Genomic DNA, 16655 nt, shown 5'->3' with positions numbered 1-16655 from the left:
GTTTTTAGCTCTGACCCCGGAGTTGCTTAGGCTTCCAGCGTCATCAGGCTAGCGTTGCCGCCGGCTGCGGTCGTATTGACGCACAGCGCCCGCTCAGCGACCAGACGCCACAGGGGGATGGCGGTGTCCTCGTTGGTGTCGATCAGGCTCACCAGCGCCCCGCTACGGGCCGCCAGCGTGCTGTGCAGGGTGGCGGCCAGCATCGATTCCACCAGGGCGACCTGGAACTCGCAATCGAAGTCCTTCAGGCTGCCGACCGCCTGGATGCGATCCTTCACCGCCGCCGGCAGATCAGCCGGCAGCAAATTGGCCGATTCCGCCACCACCAGCGCGATATTGCCGGTCGCTAAGGCCGCTGCGATCTGGTTCAGCAGGCCGCCCTGCGTTCCGGCCGCGCACAGGACGGAGCCGCGCGACACCAGCGCCAGCGTGTTGCGTTCGCCCGTCGGGCCCGGCAGGACCGTCAAATGGCCCAACAGCGTGGTGCGGCTGTATTGTTCGGCCAGGCCGGTCAGGCGCTCGTTGCCATGCATTTTCGACCAGACCGCCAGCGCGTCCAGCGATGGCGCGGCTTGGCGCTGATGCTGCACACCGTTGACGGCGCCCCGTTGCAGGCGTTTCAGGTACAGCGGTCCGCCCGCTTTCGGGCCTGTGCCGGATTTGCCCTCGCCACCGAACGGTTGCACCCCGACCACCGCGCCGACAATGTTGCGGTTGACGTAGATGTTGCCCACATGCGCGCGCTGCGTGATGTAGTCGATGGTTTCATCGATGCGCGAGTGGATACCCAGCGTCAGGCCGAAGCCGCTGGCGTTGATCTGCTCGACCACTTTCGGCAAATCGGCGCGCTTGTAGCGGATCACGTGCATGACCGGGCCGAACACTTCCTGCGTCAGCTCGTCCAGCGAGCGGATCTCCAGCACCGTCGGCGGGACGAAGGTGCCGGCGGTCGTGACCTGCGACGGCAGGTCCAGCGAGAAGTAGTTCAGCGCCGTTCCCTTCAGCTTGTTGATGTGAGCCAGGAGGTTTTGCTGCGCTTCGGCGTCGATCACCGGGCCGATGTCGGTCGCCAGGCGGTCCGGGTTGCCGACTTTCAGCTCCAGCATCGCGCCTTTGAGCATCTTGATGGTCTTGTCGGCGATGTCTTCCTGCAGGAACAGCACCCGCAGCGCCGAGCAGCGTTGGCCGGCGCTGTCGAATGCCGACGAGATCGCATCTTGTACCACCTGCTCCGGCAGCGCCGAGGAGTCGACGATCATCGCGTTCTGGCCGCCGGTCTCGGCGATCAGCGGGATGTCGGCGTTTTCCGCGACGGCGCGCTTGGCCAGCGTGCGGTTGATCAGCTGCGCCACTTCGGTCGAGCCGGTGAAGATCACGCCCTTGACGCGGCTGTCACCAGTCAGCGCGGCGCCGACCACTTCGCCGCGGCCCGGCAGGAATTGCAGCGCGGCGCGCGGGATGCCGGCTTCGTGCAGCAGCTCGACCGCGCGGTGCGCGATCAGCGGTGTCTGCTCGGCCGGCTTGGCCAGCACCACGTTGCCAGCCGCCAGCGAGGCGGCGACCTGACCTGTGAAGATGGCCAGCGGGAAGTTCCACGGGCTGATGCATGTGACCGGACCCAGCGCGAGGGTGTTGGCGCCGCCCGCCACTTCGCCGGCGTAGTAGCGCAGGAAGTCGACCGCTTCGCGCAGTTCGGCGATCGCGTTCGGCAGCGATTTGCCGGCTTCGCGGATGGCCAGCGTCATCAGTTCCATGGCATTGGACTCAAACAGGTCGGCGGCGCGATTCAGGGCGGCGGCGCGTTGCGACGGTTCGGTGGTTTGCCAGTCCATGGCGAAATTGCTGGCGCTGGTCAGCGCGGTTTCGACGTCGGTGGCGCTGGCTTCGACCAGTTGACCGACGATGTCGTTGCGTTGCGCGGGGTTGCTGACATCCTGCACCGGCTGGCCGACGCTGACCGGACCGGCCAGCAGCGGCATCGCGTACCAGCTGCGCGCTTCGGCCAGTGCCGCCGAGATATCGCGCAGCACGTTTTCATTGGCCAGGTCGAAGCCAGACGAGTTCTTGCGGTCGCCGAACATGTTCAGCGGCAGCGGAATGCCGGCGTGCGGCTGGCCGCCCTGCTCACGCGCCATGGCGACCGGATCCTTGATCAGCGATGCGACCGGGATGTTTTCGTCGACGATCTGGTTGACGAACGAGGAGTTGGCGCCATTTTCCAGCAGGCGGCGCACCAGGTAGGCCAACAGCGTTTCGTGCGTGCCGACCGGGGCATAGATGCGGCACGGCTTGTCCAGGTTGTCCTTGCCGACCACCTGGTCGTACAGCGATTCGCCCATGCCGTGCAGGCACTGGAATTCATAATCGGTGACGCCGTCGCGCTTGGCCCAGGTGTAGATAGTCGACAAGGTCTGCGCGTTGTGGGTGGCGAACTGCGGATAGATGACGTCGGTCGCGCCCAGCAGTTTTTGCGCGCACACCAGGTAGGAGACGTCTGTGTAGACCTTGCGGGTATAAACCGGATAGCCGCTCATGCCGTCGACCTGTGCGCGTTTGATTTCCGCATCCCAATATGCGCCCTTGACCAGTCGCACCATGAACTTGCGGCCGCTGCGCTTGGCCAGGTCGATCAGGTATTCGATGACGAACGGGCAGCGCTTCTGATACGCCTGCACTACGAAGCCGATGCCGTCGAAGCCGGCCAGCTCCGGGTCGTAGGCCATCGCTTCCATCAGATCCAGCGACAGTTCCAGGCGGTCGGCCTCTTCCGCATCGATGTTCAGGCCGATGTTGTAGTGCTTGGCCAGCAGCACTAGCTGGCGCACGCGCGGCAACAGTTCTTCCATGACGCGGGCGCGCTGGGCGCGGCTGTAGCGCGGGTGCAGCGCCGACAGTTTGACCGAAATTCCCGGACCATCCTTGATGCCGCGTCCGTTGGAGGCTTTGCCGATCGCATGGATCGCGGTTTCGTAGGATTTGTAATAGTTCTGCGCGTCGGCCTCGGTCAGCGCCGCTTCGCCCAGCATGTCGTAGGAGTAGCGATAGCCGCGCGCTTCGTTGCCCTGGCCGTTTTTGATTGCTTCGTCGATGGTCTGGCCGGTGACGAACTGGTTGCCCAGCATGCGCATCGCCAGGTCCACGCCTTTGCGGATCAGCGGCTCGCCGCCTTTGGAAATCAGCTTGGTCAGCGCCGAGCCGAGGCCGTTCTCGCTGTTGGTCGACACCAGTTTGCCGGTGATAAGCAATCCCCAAGTTGCGGCATTGACAAACAACGATGGCGATTCGCCCAGGTGTTTGCGCCAGTCGCCCTTGCTGATTTTGTCGGCGATCAGGCGATCGGCGGTGGCATTGTCGGGAATACGCAACAGTGCTTCCGCCAGGCACATCAATGCCACACCCTCTTCGGACGACAGCGAAAATTCATGCATCAGCGCATCGACACCCGACGCGCGGGTGCGTTCCGCGCGCACCGAACTGACCAGTTTATGCGCCAATTGTTGGGCCTGCTGGAGGCTGGCGGCGTCGTTGTTTTGCAGCGTGTCGATCAGCCATTGCACCGCGCTGACTTCGTCGCGGCGATAGGCCGCCGTCACTGCTGCGCGCAGGGGAATCGGGTCGCGCAGGACTTCAGCCTGGAGGGCTGCGAAAGGAGTGAAACCGGAGGAAACTGCTGCTTGCATTGAGAACTCTCAGAATAGGAATTTTGGAGCACGTCCACGTACAAAAACACGCTCGGCAAGCATGCGCTGGCGAGCGTGGAAATGGGGACTGCTAATGATTCGATTGTAGTGGGAATTCTTCTGGATTAATTCTGGTAATGCAGGGGGCTAGCAATAGATTGTTTTTAGTGCGACAATTTAACCAAATAATATTTATTTGGGAGTTCCCGGAAATGTTAGACAAGATCAGCAAAAAAATCTTGATGGAATTGCAGAGCGATGGCCGCATCAGCAATGTGGAACTGGCGGCGCGCGTCAACCTGTCGCCGGCCGCTTGCCTGGAACGCGTGCGCAAATTGCACGAGTCCGGCTACATCATGGGCTACACCGCGCAACTGAATCCCCAGTTGCTGGATGTGTCCCTGTTGGTCTTCATCGAGGTGGTGCTCGATCGCACCACGCCCGAAGTCTTCGACGCCTTCAAGCACAGCGTCCAGGTGATTCCGGAAGTGCTGGAATGCCACATGGTCGCCGGCGGCTTCGACTACCTGGTCAAGGCCCGCGTCAAGGACATGGCCGCCTATCGCGAATTCCTGGGTAAAACCCTGCTCCAGAAAGGCGTGCGGGAGACCCACACCTACGCCGTCATGGAAGAAGTCAAGAATACCACCAAGTTACCCATCAAATAGCATACAAGAAATAAATTAGTCGATCGACTCGACGCGCCGTTACAACGGGGGACAAATGAAGCTTTTGCAGCAGAAGTTGGTGCAACGTGGATTATGGATTTTGGGGGCGACGGCGGGTGGTACCTGCCTGGCGTATTTGTTTAGTTCGATGGGGGCGTCGCCGGTGGTCTCGGCGATTCCGGCCGCGCTGACCGGCGCGCTGGTGGCATGGTGGGCCGTCCGGCTCAACAGCGATGAGGGCGGCGTGCGCCACTTCGCCCACACTGTCGGCGAGGAAATCGACGCCATCATGATCGGCGCGGCGGAAACCTCGTATTTCGTCGACTCGGTCAAAAAGAAAATCGAGCTGGACGTCGGCACCGCCAGCAGCATTGTCCAAAGCTCCACCCAAAACGCCGATACCACCGAGCGCATCGCCGCCAACGCCGAGCGCGCCGCCAGGATCGCGGCCCAGGTGCGCGGCGAAACCGCCGCCGGCCTTGCCGAGGCCGATCACGGCCTGAAGCGCATCAGCACCGCGCGCCAGGACGCGCAGACCGCCGCCGCCGTCATGACCGCGCTGCAAGTCAATTCCCGCAAAATCTACGGCTTCACCGAGGCGATCAGCGAGATTTCCGCGCGCACCAATCTGCTGGCGCTGAACGCCGCCATCGAGGCGGCGCGCGCCGGGGAACAGGGACGCGGTTTCGCCGTGGTCGCCAGCGAGGTGCGCCAGCTGGCGCTGCGCACCAAAGAGGCAACCGACGAAATCAGCACCATGGTGCGCGAGATCAATATTCAGGCGGAACAGGCCGCTACCGGCATGAATTCGCTGGCGGCCAAGGTCAGCGAGGCGGCCGGCAATGTCGAGACGGTGCACGGTTTACTCGGCAATATCGAGCGTTCGTCCGGCGTGTCCGAAGACGAGATCGGCCAGATCGCCCGTGCCTCGCGCGAGCATGTCGCCACCACCGAGGACATCGCCGCCGCCATCCTGAGCATCCGCGACAGCCTGCTGTCCACCGAGAAGGAATTGCCGCGCGCCGCCAGTTCGGCGATGGCGCTGGCCGAGCGCGCCGAAATCATCACCGGCGCCCTGGGCGAGTCGTCGATCGAGACCTCGCACGATGCGATCCGCATGGCGGCGCAAAAAGCTGCGGCGGAAGTCGGACGCATTTTCGAGGCCGCCATCAGCTCCGGCAAGATCACGCGCGAGGCGCTGTTCGACCGCACCTACACGCCGATCCCGAACACCGATCCGCCCAAGCACAAGACGCGCTTCGACGATTTCACCGACCGCGCGCTGCCGTCGTTGCAGGAACCGCTGCTGGCGGAGATGCCGCAACTGGCCTACGCCGGCGCTGTGGATAACAATGGATATTTCCCCACCCATAACAAGAAGTTTTCCCAGCCGCTGACCGGCAACTACGACGTCGATATCGTCAACAACCGCACCAAGCGGATTTTCAGCGACCGCACCGGCAAGCGTTGCGGCTCGAACACCAAGCCCTTCCTGCTGCAGACCTACAAGCGCGACACCGGCGAAGTGATGCACGACCTGTCGGCGCCGATTTATGTGAACGGCAAGCACTGGGGCGGTTTCCGCATCGGCTACAAGTCCAGCACCCGCCATTAAGCCTTGTATTGGCGCGGCGCGCAGCCCATCACCCGCTTGAAGGCGGTGCTGAAGGCGCTCTCGGATTCGTAGCCCAGCGCGGGCGCGATGACGGAGATCGGATCGCTGGAATTGGCGAGCCGGTCGCCCGCCAGCAGCATGCGCCAGCGCGTCAGGTAGTCCATCGCCGACATGCCGACCATCTGCTTGAACCTCAGCGCGAAGGCCGAGCGCGACATGTGCACCCGCTCCGCCAGCGATTGCAGCGTCCAGCGCTGCGCCGGCGCCGCGTGCATGGCGCCGATCGCCGCGCCCATCTGCTTGTCCGCCAGCGCGAACAGCCAGCCGACTCCGCCCGCGCCTTCGTCCATGTGCAGCCGCAGCGCCTGCACCAGCATCATGTGCGCCAGGTGCTCGGCGATCAGGAAACTGCCCGGCCGCTGTTGCTGTAACTCCAGCATCATGCGCTCCACCGACCAGCGCAGTGCCGCCTGCTCCGATTCCTTGCTGATATGGACCACCGGCGGCAGCATCGCCAGCAGGATCTCGGCGTGGCTGCCGCTCAGCACGAAGCGGCTGCCCACCAGAAACAAGTCGCCGCCGCCGTTCAGGGTGACCACATTGCCGATGCGTGGGGCTCCAAAGATTTCGGTCGACGCGGTGGCGGGCAAGGCCGGATCGCTGGCCAGCCGGAACGTGCGTCCGCCTGGCAGCAGGAAGCAGTCGCCTCCCTTCAGCGCAATCGGATCGGCGACGCCGTCCACCACCAGCCAGCAGGCGCCGGACACCACCGCGTAGCATTTGATGCCGACGTTGTGCGGAAAGCCGACCGACCACGCGCCGCCGGCGTCGAAACCGGCGGATACATAGCTGCGCGGTCTCAGCAACGCCAGCACATCGGATAAAGGGTCAGTCATTTTTGGACGATCAACAAGATAAGCAGGACTCCACAGCATAGATCGTATCGCCCAAGGTGTCTATCATGGTCCCATTCACCAAGGAGAACGACATGCGTATTTTTGTGACGGGCGCGACCGGCTTTATCGGCTCGGCCATTATTGAAGACCTGATCCAAGCCGGCCACCAGGTGCTGGGACTGGCCCGCAACGCCGAAGCGGCCGCATTGCTGGAGCGCCGTGGCATCGCCGCGCACCTGGGCGACGTGTCGGCGCCCGACAGCGTGGCCGCCGCCGCGCGCCTATGCGATGGAGTTATCCACACCGCATTTATCCACAACTTCGCCGATATCGCGGCTTCCGGCCGGATCGACCTAGCCGCCGTGCAGGCGATGGGCGAAGCGCTGGCCGGCAGCGGCAAGCCGCTGGTAGTGACCTCGGGCACGGCGGTGCTGCCGGCCGGCGTCGAAGGGCATGAGGACGACGCCACCGATCCGCAATCGGCCGGCAAGCACCGCATCCCGTCCGAGCAGGCGACACTGGCGCTGGCGGCGTGCGGCGTGCGCGCCTCGGTGCTGCGCCTGCCGCCGTCGGTGCACGGCGACGGCGACCACGGTTTCGTGCCGGCGCTGATCGCCACCGCGCGCGCTACCGGTGTATCCGCCTATACCGGCGACGGCGACAACCGCTGGCCGGCGGTGCATCGGCTGGATGCGGCACGGTTGTTCAGGCTGGTGTTGGAACATGGCGCTGCTGGCGCTTGTTATCACGCCGCAGCTGAGGACGGCGTGCGTACCAAGGAGATTGCGGAAGTGATCGCCCGCAGGCTGAACCTGCCGCTGGTGGCCAAGTCAGCGGATGAAGCAAACGCTCACTTCGGCTGGCTGGCGCATTTCTTCGGCCGGGATTGCCCCGCCTCCAGCGCGCAGACGCGGCGTGAACTGGACTGGCGTCCAAGCCACGCCGGACTGATCGCCGACCTCGACCGGCCGGCGTATTTTCAGTAAGTGTCTTTTTTCGGCGCGCTGCCGGGGGCGGTGCGCGCCGTGACCTGGTTCATGCCTTCCAGATGCATGCGCAGCCACTTGTGCGCCGGGCTGCGCGCGTCGCGCTCGTGCCACAGCATGTCCAGGTGGACCGCAGGCAGCTGGAACGGCAGTTCCTTTGAAATCAGCGCATCGGTCATGCCGGTCGACGCGATCAAGTGGCGCGGCAGCACGGTGATCAGGTCCGAATTGGCGACCACGCGCCCCGCCGTAAAGAATTGATTCACCGTCAGCAGGATGCGGCGCTCGCGCTGGATCTGCGCCAGCGCCTCGTCGACCAGGCCGTGGGCGCGGCCGGAGAAGCTCACCAGCAAGTGATTCGCCTTGCAATAGTTATCCAGGTTCAGCTCGACCTTGGCCAGCGGATGGTCGCGTCGCATCACGCACACATAGTGGCCGGAATACAGCCGCTCGTGGCGGATCGGCGAGCCGGTCTCGTACGACAGCTGCGCCGCCACGCCCGGGAAGAAGCCCACCGCCAGATCGATGTCGCCGCGCAGCAGCATCGGCCGCGGTTCGCGCGTGGTCAGCGGCACCATGCGCACGTTGACGCCCGGCGCCTCGCTCTCGATCGAGCGCATCAGCGACGGCAGCCAGAAGGCGGCGGTGGCGTCAGCCATCGCCATACGGAAGGTGGCGTGGGCGGCGGACACATCGAAAGTCTCCGGCGCCACCGCCGCTTCCAGGCTTGCCAGCGCGCTGCGCACGGACGGCCACAGCGATTCGGCGCGCGGCGTCGGCTTGACGCCGTAGGCGGTGCGGATCAGCAACTCGTCGCCCAGGCTTTCGCGCAGGCGCTTGATGGCGTTGGATACGGCGGGCTGGGTCATCGCCAGATGGCCGGCCGCGCGGGTCAGATTTTGCTCCGTCATCACGGCGTCGAAGACGCGTAACAAATTCAAGTCCAGCGTCAGAAAGCTCATAGCGACTCAGGTGAGAAGTTTAGGTGGATGCAGTATCAAGAAATATGGATTTCCCGTCAACGATAACACATCCCATTCACCAAACGAATAATTGTTATGGTGAAAGGAAATTGGATTGTTATGTTGCGGCGCACTATAGTTACGCTAGATTCTAAATGTACGACCACACCATGTCCACCATCATTTCCGCAGTACAAGATTTTTCCTTGCTAGCCTCCGTCCAGCTGGCGCTGGTTGTTGCCGTGACCGTCGGCTTCCTGGTGCTGTTCAAGCCGCTGCTGCGCGGCTGCGTGCGCGCCGCCGTGCTTGTCGTGAAGCCAAAGTTGAGCAAAGAAGAACGACTGCAGCGTCGCCAGATGCGGGATGCGATGATGTTGAAGCGCATGCTGAACCGCAACGAATGCAATCCCAGCCACGCCGCCGAACTGCGCGCCATGGCTTCGCGTGCCTAAGATTTAAGCAAGCGAGACCGGCAACAGCCGATCTCGCAGCGCAGCATTATTTCTCGCCCAGCAGGGCCGGCTTCAAGGAAGTGTCCGCCGGCTTATCACCCAGCCAGATACGCAGCACCGCGTTGTAGAACGCCTGGTCCGGCATCAACTCCCCGATTTTCTTCGCATTCAGATAGCACTGCGTGCCCTCGCCCGGGGTCCAGTCCAGCAGCAACTGGTCGCCTTTTTTCAGCGTCTGGATCTGCGCGAACACTTCGCCGAACTTCATCGTCTGCGGCAGGATCTTGGTGCGTTCGGTTTTCTCGGTGTTGGCGTTGAGGCCGTCCATGAAGGCCTTGCCGAAATCGTCCGAGCTCACTTCGCGCAGCATGGTGATGGCGACGCGGCGCGGACCCGGCACGGCCAGCACGTCGGCCACGGTGGATTTCTTTTCCGCCAGGTAGAGGCCGGCGGCATAGACTTTGAAGATGACTTTGGTGCGGATGCCGGCGCCGTTGAGCTTGAGCTCCTTGCCGGCGACGGTGACGGTGTCGTCGAATTTCACGCCGGCCACTTCCGTGGCGGCAAATGCGGGTAGCTCGAAGCCGGTCGCCAGGAAGGCGGCCAGCGCCATGCTTTTCAGGATGATTCTGCGATTCATTGTTTTTGTCTCCGTGGTAGGCCGAAACCGAATATACCACCACGGAGCAGGAACAATGGTATTAGGCTTTGGCCGCCTGCAAGCGATCGTATTTGGCGCGCAGTTGTTCTTCGGATTCGCGCCAGGCGGGATCGAAGGGGATGCAGCTGACCGGGCACACCTGCTGGCATTGCGGCTCGTTGAAATGGCCGACGCACTCGGTGCACTTGTTTGGATCGATTTCGTAGATTTCCGCGCCCATGTAGATCGCGTCGTTCGGGCACTCGGGCTCGCACACGTCGCAGTTGATACAGTCGTCGGTGATGATTAATGCCATGATAAAACTCTCTTACTCGGCTTGGGTGGCTGCGATCTTCTTTTGCAGCCAGCGGTCGACCGATGGGAAAACAAACTTGGAGACATCGCCGCCCAGCACCGCGATTTCGCGCACGATGGTGCCGGAGATGAACTGGTACTGGTCGGACGGGGTCAGGAACAGCGTTTCGACGTCCGGCAGCAGGTAGCGGTTCATGCCCGCCATCTGGAACTCGTACTCGAAGTCGGACACGGCGCGCAGGCCGCGCACGATCACGCGGGCATCATGCGCGCGGACGAAATCCTTCAGCAGGCCGGAAAAACTCTCGACCTTGACGTTGGGATAGTGACCCAGGACTTCGTTGGCAATGGCCAGGCGCTCGTCCAGCGAGAAGAAAGGCTTCTTGTTCTTGCTGTCGGCGACGCCGACCACCAGCGTGTCGAACAGACCGGATGCGCGACGCACCAGATCTTCATGACCACGGGTCAGCGGATCGAAAGTTCCTGGATAAACAGCTACTACCATTGCGGCTCTCCTGCAGTGCACCAATATAGAACGCGCATTATGCCTGAAAAACGATGTTTGCCTTAATATAGGGCAGCTTATGCGGCTTTTAGGCGCAATAAATGGAAGAACACCATCCCCGCCTTGTCCGCCCGCAGCACTTCCCACGGCGCCATCCATTCCGGGGTCTCGTCCTCAGCGAACTCCAGCGCCGCGCCGGACTCCGCGTAGATCAGACCGCCCTGCTTCATCAGCCGCGTGCACAGCGGCAGGCAGCGTTCCAGGAATTCCAGCTGGTACGGCGGATCAAGGAAGATCAGGTCGAATTTCTGTCCGCGCGCGGCGGCAGATTGCGCCACCGCCAAGGCGTCGCCGCGCGTGATCTGCACGTTGTCGGCCTTCAGTTTGGTCTTGATTTCATCCAGCTGGCGCACGACCGGCACGTTGGTGTCGATCATCGTCACCGATTGCGCGCCACGGCTAGCGGCTTCGAAGCCGAGCGCGCCGCTGCCGGCGAACAAGTCCAGCACCTGGGCGTCGGCCCAGTTGGCGTCGCGCTGGTGGTTGATCCAGTTGAACACCGTCTCGCGCACGCGGTCCGGGGTCGGGCGCAGGCCCTGTGCGCTCAGCACCGGCAACGGCGTGCGTTTCCACGCGCCGCCGATGATGCGCACCTGGTTGCTGTGCTGGGGACCGTGGACCGGGACTTTTGCCGGTTTCGCGGCTTTGCTTGCTGGCTTCTTTGGCATGTGGCTGTGTTCTAAGTCTTTGATTCAACAGGGGCCATCATACCATAGGGGGCTCGCCGCAGCCGGTCAGTGGACCTCCGCCGCCAGCGCGGTGAAGTCGTCGATCCAGCCCTGCATGCGTTTCTGCGCGTGGGCTTTTTGCTCCGGCGTGGCGATCTTGATCACGGTCAGGATCAGCTGGATCGAGGCCTGCTCCGAGGCTTCGAGGAAGGCCTTGTGCGGCGACTGGTCCTGGCGCTTGAAGTTTTCATCGATCACGGCCTTGATCAGCGGGATGGTCGCCTCCTTGCTTAGCTTCTCGCGCTGGACTTTCTGCACCAGGGTCAGGATGCCTTGCTGGCGGCGGCTACGCTCGTCGAGCCAGATCTGGTTGTCCAGCGGGCGGGCGTCGGACGCCTTGCGGATGATCGCTTCCTGTTCCGAGCTGAAGGAGCCGAACCACAGTTCGAATTGCTCCATCGATTTCTTGTAGCGGAACTTGTTCTGATCCTCCTTGCTGCCCTTCATGTTCTTACTGCGGAAGTCGGCATTGTTGGAGGCGAACTTCTTCTCCAACGTGGCGATCTGGTCCGGCTCCAGCGACATGGCCAAATCGGCCAGTTCCGGCAGCGCCTTGTTCAGCAGCAGCTGGGTGCGGTTCTTGATGTCGTCGTAGTCGGCGGTCAGGTCGGCGGTGGTCGGATTGCCGGCCAGCTGTTTCTGCCCATGCTTGAGAATTTGCACGTAATCCAGCAGCTGGGTCTTGCGGTGCCAGCGGAACAGGTCGCGGATATCTTCCTTGACCGCGATCTTCTGATCCGAATTGAGGTCGACGTATTTGTCTATCCACCAGTACAGCAGCGTGTCGCCGTGATTGTAGGCGGTCTTCAAGGCGCCGCAGCCGGCCACGACCACCATGAGGACTATCAGTAAAAGACCGGTTAGCGATCGGCGGCTGTTTTGTGGCATGTTAGACTTTTGCATTTACTCACTCTCTCGATTAGCACCTATGAACGTAGTTATCCTGGCCGCTGGCATGGGCAAGCGCATGCAATCCGCGCTGCCAAAAGTTTTGCACCCGTTGGCGGGCAAGCCGCTGTTGTCGCATGTGCTGGATACCGCGCGCAGCTTGTCTGCCAGCCAATTATGCGTGATTTACGGACATGGGGGCGCAGCCGTGCAGGAGTTGCTGGCCAAACAACCTGAGAAGGTCGCCACCGCGCTGCAGGAGCCGCAGCTGGGCACCGGCCACGCCGTCATGCAGGCGCTGCCGGAGTTGGACGACAATGTGCCGACGCTGATCCTCTATGGTGACGTGCCGCTGACCACCGCCGCGTCGCTGCGGGCGCTGGTCGATGCGGCAGGCAACGACAAGCTCGGCATCTTGACCGTGGTGCAGGACGATCCGTTCGGCCTGGGCCGCATCGTCCGGGAGCATGGGGAGATCACCCGCATCGTCGAGCAAAAGGATGCCACCGAGGCAGAGCGCGCCATCAAGGAAATCAACAGCGGCATCATGGTTGCGCCGACCAGGCGCCTAAAGCAATGGTTGGGCGCCATCAAGAACAACAACGCCCAGGGCGAGTACTACCTGACCGACATCGTCGCGCTGGCCGTGGCGGACGGCGTGCCGGTGGTGTCGGCGCAGCCGTCGGCGCAATGGGAAGTGGCCGGCGTCAACAGCAAGGTGCAGCTGGCCGAGCTGGAACGCATCCACCAGCGCAATATCGCGATCAAGCTGCTGGAACAGGGCGTGACGCTGATGGATCCGGCGCGCATCGACGTGCGTGGCGAACTGATCTGCGGCCGCGACGTCAGCATCGACGTCGGCTGCATATTCGAGGGCAAGGTCGAGCTGGGCGACGGCGTGCGCGTCGGCGCCCACAACGTCATCGTCAACGCCCGCATCCTGGCCGGCGCGCAGATCAAGCCGTTCTGCCATATCGAAGAGGCGGTGGTCGGCGAAGTCTCGATCATCGGCCCGTACGCGCGGCTGCGTCCCGGCACCGTGCTGGCCGAGGATGTGCATGTGGGTAACTTCGTCGAAATCAAGAACGGCCAGGTCGCCGCGCACAGCAAGGCCAACCACTTGGCCTACATCGGCGACGCCACCATCGGCTCGCGGGTCAACATCGGCGCCGGCACCATCACCTGCAATTACGACGGCGTCAACAAGTCGCGCACCGTCATCGAGGACGACGCCTTCATCGGCAGCGACAGCCAGCTGATCGCCCCGGTCACCGTCGGCAAGGGCGCGACCCTGGGCGCCGGCACCACGCTGACCAAGGATGCGCCGGCCGGCAAGCTGACGGTATCGCGTCCGCGCCAGGTCACCATCGAAAACTGGACCCGCCCGGTGAAAAAGCCGAAATAATCCCTTGTGGATAAACGTGTGGGCAAGCGCATGAACAAGCCGGGATAACTATCCCGGCTTTTTTTATTGTGGATAACGATGTGGAGAAGCCTGCTGATAAGCCCTGAGGAAGCCGGGTATAAGCATGGGAAAAGCCAGGGACAACTTGGCGCCGATGAGTGACGCCAGCCAGCTTTCATCTCTGATGTGGATAAAGCTGTGAGTAAGGCGGGATAACTTTAAATTGTGGATAAACTTGGGAATAAGGCAGTGCAAATCCCTTGGAAAAGCGGCTGACAACATGGGAAAAGTATTTCGCCATGTGGATAAGGCTGTGCAAAACCGGCGGGATAACAGCGGTACAAGTCTTCAGACAGCGATCCGGGTCTCGAATTTGCTCCGGAAAGTGGAAAAGTAGGCTTTCACGTTGCGGACATTGACCTGGGTGGCAAACAAACGATGCGCCAGCGCGTGGTAAGCCGGCATATCTGCCACCTGCACGATCAGCACGAAGTCCGGCCCCGGCGCCACGCGGTAGCATTGCAGCACCGCATCCTCGCCGGCCACATGGGCTTCGAACTCGCCCATGCGTTCGGCCGCCTGGATATCCAGCGAGATTTCCACAATCGCCGTCAGGCTCGGTCCGACCTTCTCCGGCGCCACGATCGCCACCTGGCGCTGGATGACGCCGCTTTCGGTCAGTTGTTTAACGCGGCGCAAGCAGGTCGGCGGCGAAACGTGCACCGCCGCCGCCAATTCCGCGTTTGTTTGAGAAGCATCAACTTGTAATGCATTAAGTATGCGTTTATCCAGTTCATCCATAAAAATAACCACTCTAAATGAAATAATATTTCACGATACTAGCATGGTGAAATAATATTCCACAACACGGAATAATTAGAAAGCTTATTTCACCACCGCTGCTCTACGATGACTTCATCAACCAACTGAAGAGGTTCCCCATGTGCGGCATCGTCGGCGCGGTAGCGCAACGCAACATCACCCCCATCCTGATCGAAGGCCTGAAGCGCCTGGAATACCGTGGTTACGATTCCTGCGGCGTGGCGCTGCATGTGGACGGCAAGTTGCAACGCTCGCGCAGCACCTCGCGCGTGGCCGACCTGGAAAAGCAGATCGCCGAAGTCGGCATGCAGGGGTTCACCGGCATCGCCCATACCCGCTGGGCCACGCACGGCGCACCGGCCTCGCACAACGCCCACCCGCACTTCTCGCCGACCACCGACCAGGCGCGCATCGCGCTGGTCCACAACGGCATCATTGAGAACCACGACGAACTGCGCGCCGAACTGGTCGCGCTCGGCTACGTGTTCCAGAGCCAGACCGACACCGAAGTCATCGCCCACCTGGTCGACCACATGTACAACGGCGACCTGTTCGACACCGTCCAGCACGCCGTCAAGCGCCTGCAGGGCGCCTACGCCATCGCCGTGTTCTGCCGCGAAGAACCGCACCGCGTGGTCGCCGCGCGCCAGGGCTCGCCGCTGATCGTCGGCATCGGCCAGGGCGAGAACTTCGTCGCCTCGGACGCGATGGCGCTGGCCGGCACCACCGACCAGATCATCTACCTGGAAGAAGGCGATGTGGTCGACCTGCAACTGGGCCGGGTCTGGATCGTCGACGTCGACGGCAAGCCGGTGCAGCGCGAGGTCAAGACCGTGCAAGCGCACACCGGCGCGGCCGAGCTCGGCCCGTACCGCCACTACATGCAGAAGGAAATCTTCGAGCAGCCGCGCGTCATCGGCGACACGCTCGAAGGCGTCACCGGCATCATGCCGGAGCTGTTCGGCGACGGCGCCTACAACGTCTTCAAGCAGATCGACCGGGTGCTGATTCTCGCCTGCGGCACCAGCTACTACGCCGGCCTGACCGCCAAGTACTGGATCGAATCGGTGGCCAGGATCCCGGTCAACGTCGAGATCGCCAGCGAATACCGCTACCGCGACAGCGTGCCGCATCCGGACACGCTGGTGGTCACCATCTCGCAGAGCGGCGAAACCGCCGACACATTGGCCGCGCTGAAGCACGCGCGCGGGCTGGGCATGCAGCACACGCTGACCATCTGCAACGTCGCCACCAGCGCCATGGTGCGCGAATGCAAACTGTCCTACATCACCCGCGCCGGCGTCGAAGTCGGCGTCGCCTCGACCAAGGCCTTCACCACGCAGCTGGCCGGGCTGTTCCTGCTGACGCTGGCGCTGGCGCAAGTCAACGGCCGCCTCACCGACGCCGAGGAAGCCGAGCACCTGAAAGCGATGCGCCACCTGCCGGTCGCGATCTCGTCGGTGCTGGCGCTGGAGCCGCTGATCATCGCCTGGGCCGAAGAGTTCGCGCGCAAGGAAAACGCGCTGTTCCTGGGGCGCGGCATCCACTACCCGATCGCGCTCGAAGGCGCGCTGAAGCTGAAGGAGATTTCGTACATCCACGCCGAAGCCTATCCGGCGGGCGAGCTGAAGCACGGCCCGCTGGCGCTGGTGACTGAGGAAATGCCGGTGGTCACCATCGCCCCGAACGACGCGCTGATCGAGAAGCTGAAATCGAATATGCAGGAAGTGCGCGCGCGCGGCGGCCAGCTGTACGTGTTCGCCGACGTCGACTCGCGCATCACCTCGGGCGAAGGCATCCACGTGATCCGCCTGCCGGAGCATTACGGCCTGCTGTCGCCGATCCTGCACGTGGTCTCGCTGCAACTGCTGGCCTACCACACCGCACTGGCGCGCGGCACCGACGTGGACAAGCCGCGTAATCTGGCCAAGTCGGTGACGGTGGAGTAGTCGGCCAAGCTTCGAGAACCTCTATCAAGCCATCTACAGCAAGCTGCAGATGGGCGAAATACATTGGATGAGATGAATGACAAA

The 16655-nt window shown here is 62.6% G+C and carries 15 protein-coding genes; 6 read left to right on the top strand and 9 right to left on the bottom strand.

Translation table 11 applies throughout. From position 1 onward, the window contains the following. Positions 1–26: 26 nt before the first annotated feature. Positions 27–3680, bottom strand: a complete 3654-nt coding sequence (gene putA / locus GW587_RS03820) for a trifunctional transcriptional regulator/proline dehydrogenase/L-glutamate gamma-semialdehyde dehydrogenase (RefSeq protein WP_166098680.1) — start codon at positions 3678–3680, stop codon at positions 27–29. 212 nt (positions 3681–3892) lie between these two features. Between putA and GW587_RS03815 the strand changes: the two genes are divergently transcribed. Together GW587_RS03815 and GW587_RS03810 are read left to right on the top strand one after the other, a co-directional pair. Beyond that, positions 3893–4348 carry an Lrp/AsnC ligand binding domain-containing protein gene (locus GW587_RS03815; protein WP_008443393.1) on the top strand — a complete coding sequence of 152 codons (456 nt, stop codon included), beginning with the start codon at positions 3893–3895 and terminating at the stop codon, positions 4346–4348. 55 nt (positions 4349–4403) lie between these two features. Next, positions 4404–5963, top strand: coding sequence for a methyl-accepting chemotaxis protein (locus GW587_RS03810; RefSeq protein WP_166098677.1), 1560 nt, complete (start codon positions 4404–4406; stop codon positions 5961–5963). On the opposite strand, the gene GW587_RS03805 is transcribed toward GW587_RS03810, so the two are convergent. Further along, the gene (locus GW587_RS03805; protein ID WP_166098676.1) at positions 5960–6859 is read right to left on the bottom strand and encodes an AraC family transcriptional regulator; all 900 of its coding nucleotides are present in this window, start codon (positions 6857–6859) and stop codon (positions 5960–5962) included. The two genes, GW587_RS03810 and GW587_RS03805, sit on opposite strands and share 4 nt — an antisense overlap. Before the next feature lie 92 nt (positions 6860–6951). Between GW587_RS03805 and GW587_RS03800 the strand changes: the two genes are divergently transcribed. After that, positions 6952–7845 carry an SDR family oxidoreductase gene (locus tag GW587_RS03800; protein WP_166099147.1) on the top strand — a complete coding sequence of 298 codons (894 nt, stop codon included), beginning with the start codon at positions 6952–6954 and terminating at the stop codon, positions 7843–7845. Here the strand turns inward: GW587_RS03800 and GW587_RS03795 are convergent. After that, a complete protein-coding gene (locus GW587_RS03795) occupies positions 7839–8807 on the bottom strand; it encodes a LysR family transcriptional regulator (RefSeq protein ID WP_166098673.1) in 969 nt (322 codons plus the stop codon). The two genes, GW587_RS03800 and GW587_RS03795, sit on opposite strands and share 7 nt — an antisense overlap. A gap of 170 nt (positions 8808–8977) precedes the next feature. Between GW587_RS03795 and GW587_RS03790 the strand changes: the two genes are divergently transcribed. Then, complete coding sequence (locus GW587_RS03790) at positions 8978–9259, top strand: hypothetical protein (RefSeq protein ID WP_229259269.1); 282 nt, start codon at positions 8978–8980, stop codon at positions 9257–9259. Between the two features lie 46 nt (positions 9260–9305). On the opposite strand, the gene GW587_RS03785 is transcribed toward GW587_RS03790, so the two are convergent. The 5 genes from GW587_RS03785 to GW587_RS03765 form a co-directional block, all read right to left on the bottom strand. Next, positions 9306–9899: a chalcone isomerase family protein gene (locus GW587_RS03785; RefSeq protein WP_166098667.1), complete on the bottom strand. Its 594-nt coding sequence runs from the start codon at positions 9897–9899 to the stop codon at positions 9306–9308. A 61-nt stretch (positions 9900–9960) separates the two neighbouring features. Then, positions 9961–10215, bottom strand: coding sequence for a YfhL family 4Fe-4S dicluster ferredoxin (locus GW587_RS03780; protein ID WP_166098665.1), 255 nt, complete (start codon positions 10213–10215; stop codon positions 9961–9963). Positions 10216–10227: 12 nt separating this feature from the next. After that, positions 10228–10719, bottom strand: a complete 492-nt coding sequence (coaD, locus tag GW587_RS03775) for a pantetheine-phosphate adenylyltransferase (protein WP_166098662.1) — start codon at positions 10717–10719, stop codon at positions 10228–10230. Positions 10720–10796: 77 nt separating this feature from the next. Next, a complete protein-coding gene (gene rsmD, locus GW587_RS03770; protein ID WP_166098659.1) occupies positions 10797–11447 on the bottom strand; it encodes a 16S rRNA (guanine(966)-N(2))-methyltransferase RsmD in 651 nt (216 codons plus the stop codon). 66 nt (positions 11448–11513) lie between these two features. Beyond that, positions 11514–12344, bottom strand: a complete 831-nt coding sequence (locus GW587_RS03765) for a DUF6279 family lipoprotein (protein WP_229259268.1) — start codon at positions 12342–12344, stop codon at positions 11514–11516. A 91-nt stretch (positions 12345–12435) separates the two neighbouring features. Here GW587_RS03765 and glmU point away from each other — a divergent pair, with 91 nt between their 5' ends. Next, positions 12436–13800, top strand: a complete 1365-nt coding sequence (gene glmU, locus GW587_RS03760) for a bifunctional UDP-N-acetylglucosamine diphosphorylase/glucosamine-1-phosphate N-acetyltransferase GlmU (protein WP_166098654.1) — start codon at positions 12436–12438, stop codon at positions 13798–13800. 348 nt (positions 13801–14148) lie between these two features. On the opposite strand, the gene GW587_RS03755 is transcribed toward glmU, so the two are convergent. Further along, entirely contained in the window at positions 14149–14601 is a 453-nt protein-coding gene (locus tag GW587_RS03755) for an Lrp/AsnC family transcriptional regulator (protein ID WP_166098652.1), read from the bottom strand. Positions 14602–14741: 140 nt separating this feature from the next. Between GW587_RS03755 and glmS the strand changes: the two genes are divergently transcribed. Further along, positions 14742–16571: a glutamine--fructose-6-phosphate transaminase (isomerizing) gene (gene glmS / locus GW587_RS03750; RefSeq protein ID WP_166098650.1), complete on the top strand. Its 1830-nt coding sequence runs from the start codon at positions 14742–14744 to the stop codon at positions 16569–16571. The last annotated feature ends 84 nt before the right edge of the window (positions 16572–16655 follow it).

It is taken from the genome of Duganella aceris, from assembly GCF_011090165.1.
Taxonomy (GTDB): domain Bacteria; phylum Pseudomonadota; class Gammaproteobacteria; order Burkholderiales; family Burkholderiaceae_D; genus Rugamonas; species Rugamonas aceris.
This window is presented reverse-complemented; position numbering and strand designations above follow the sequence as displayed.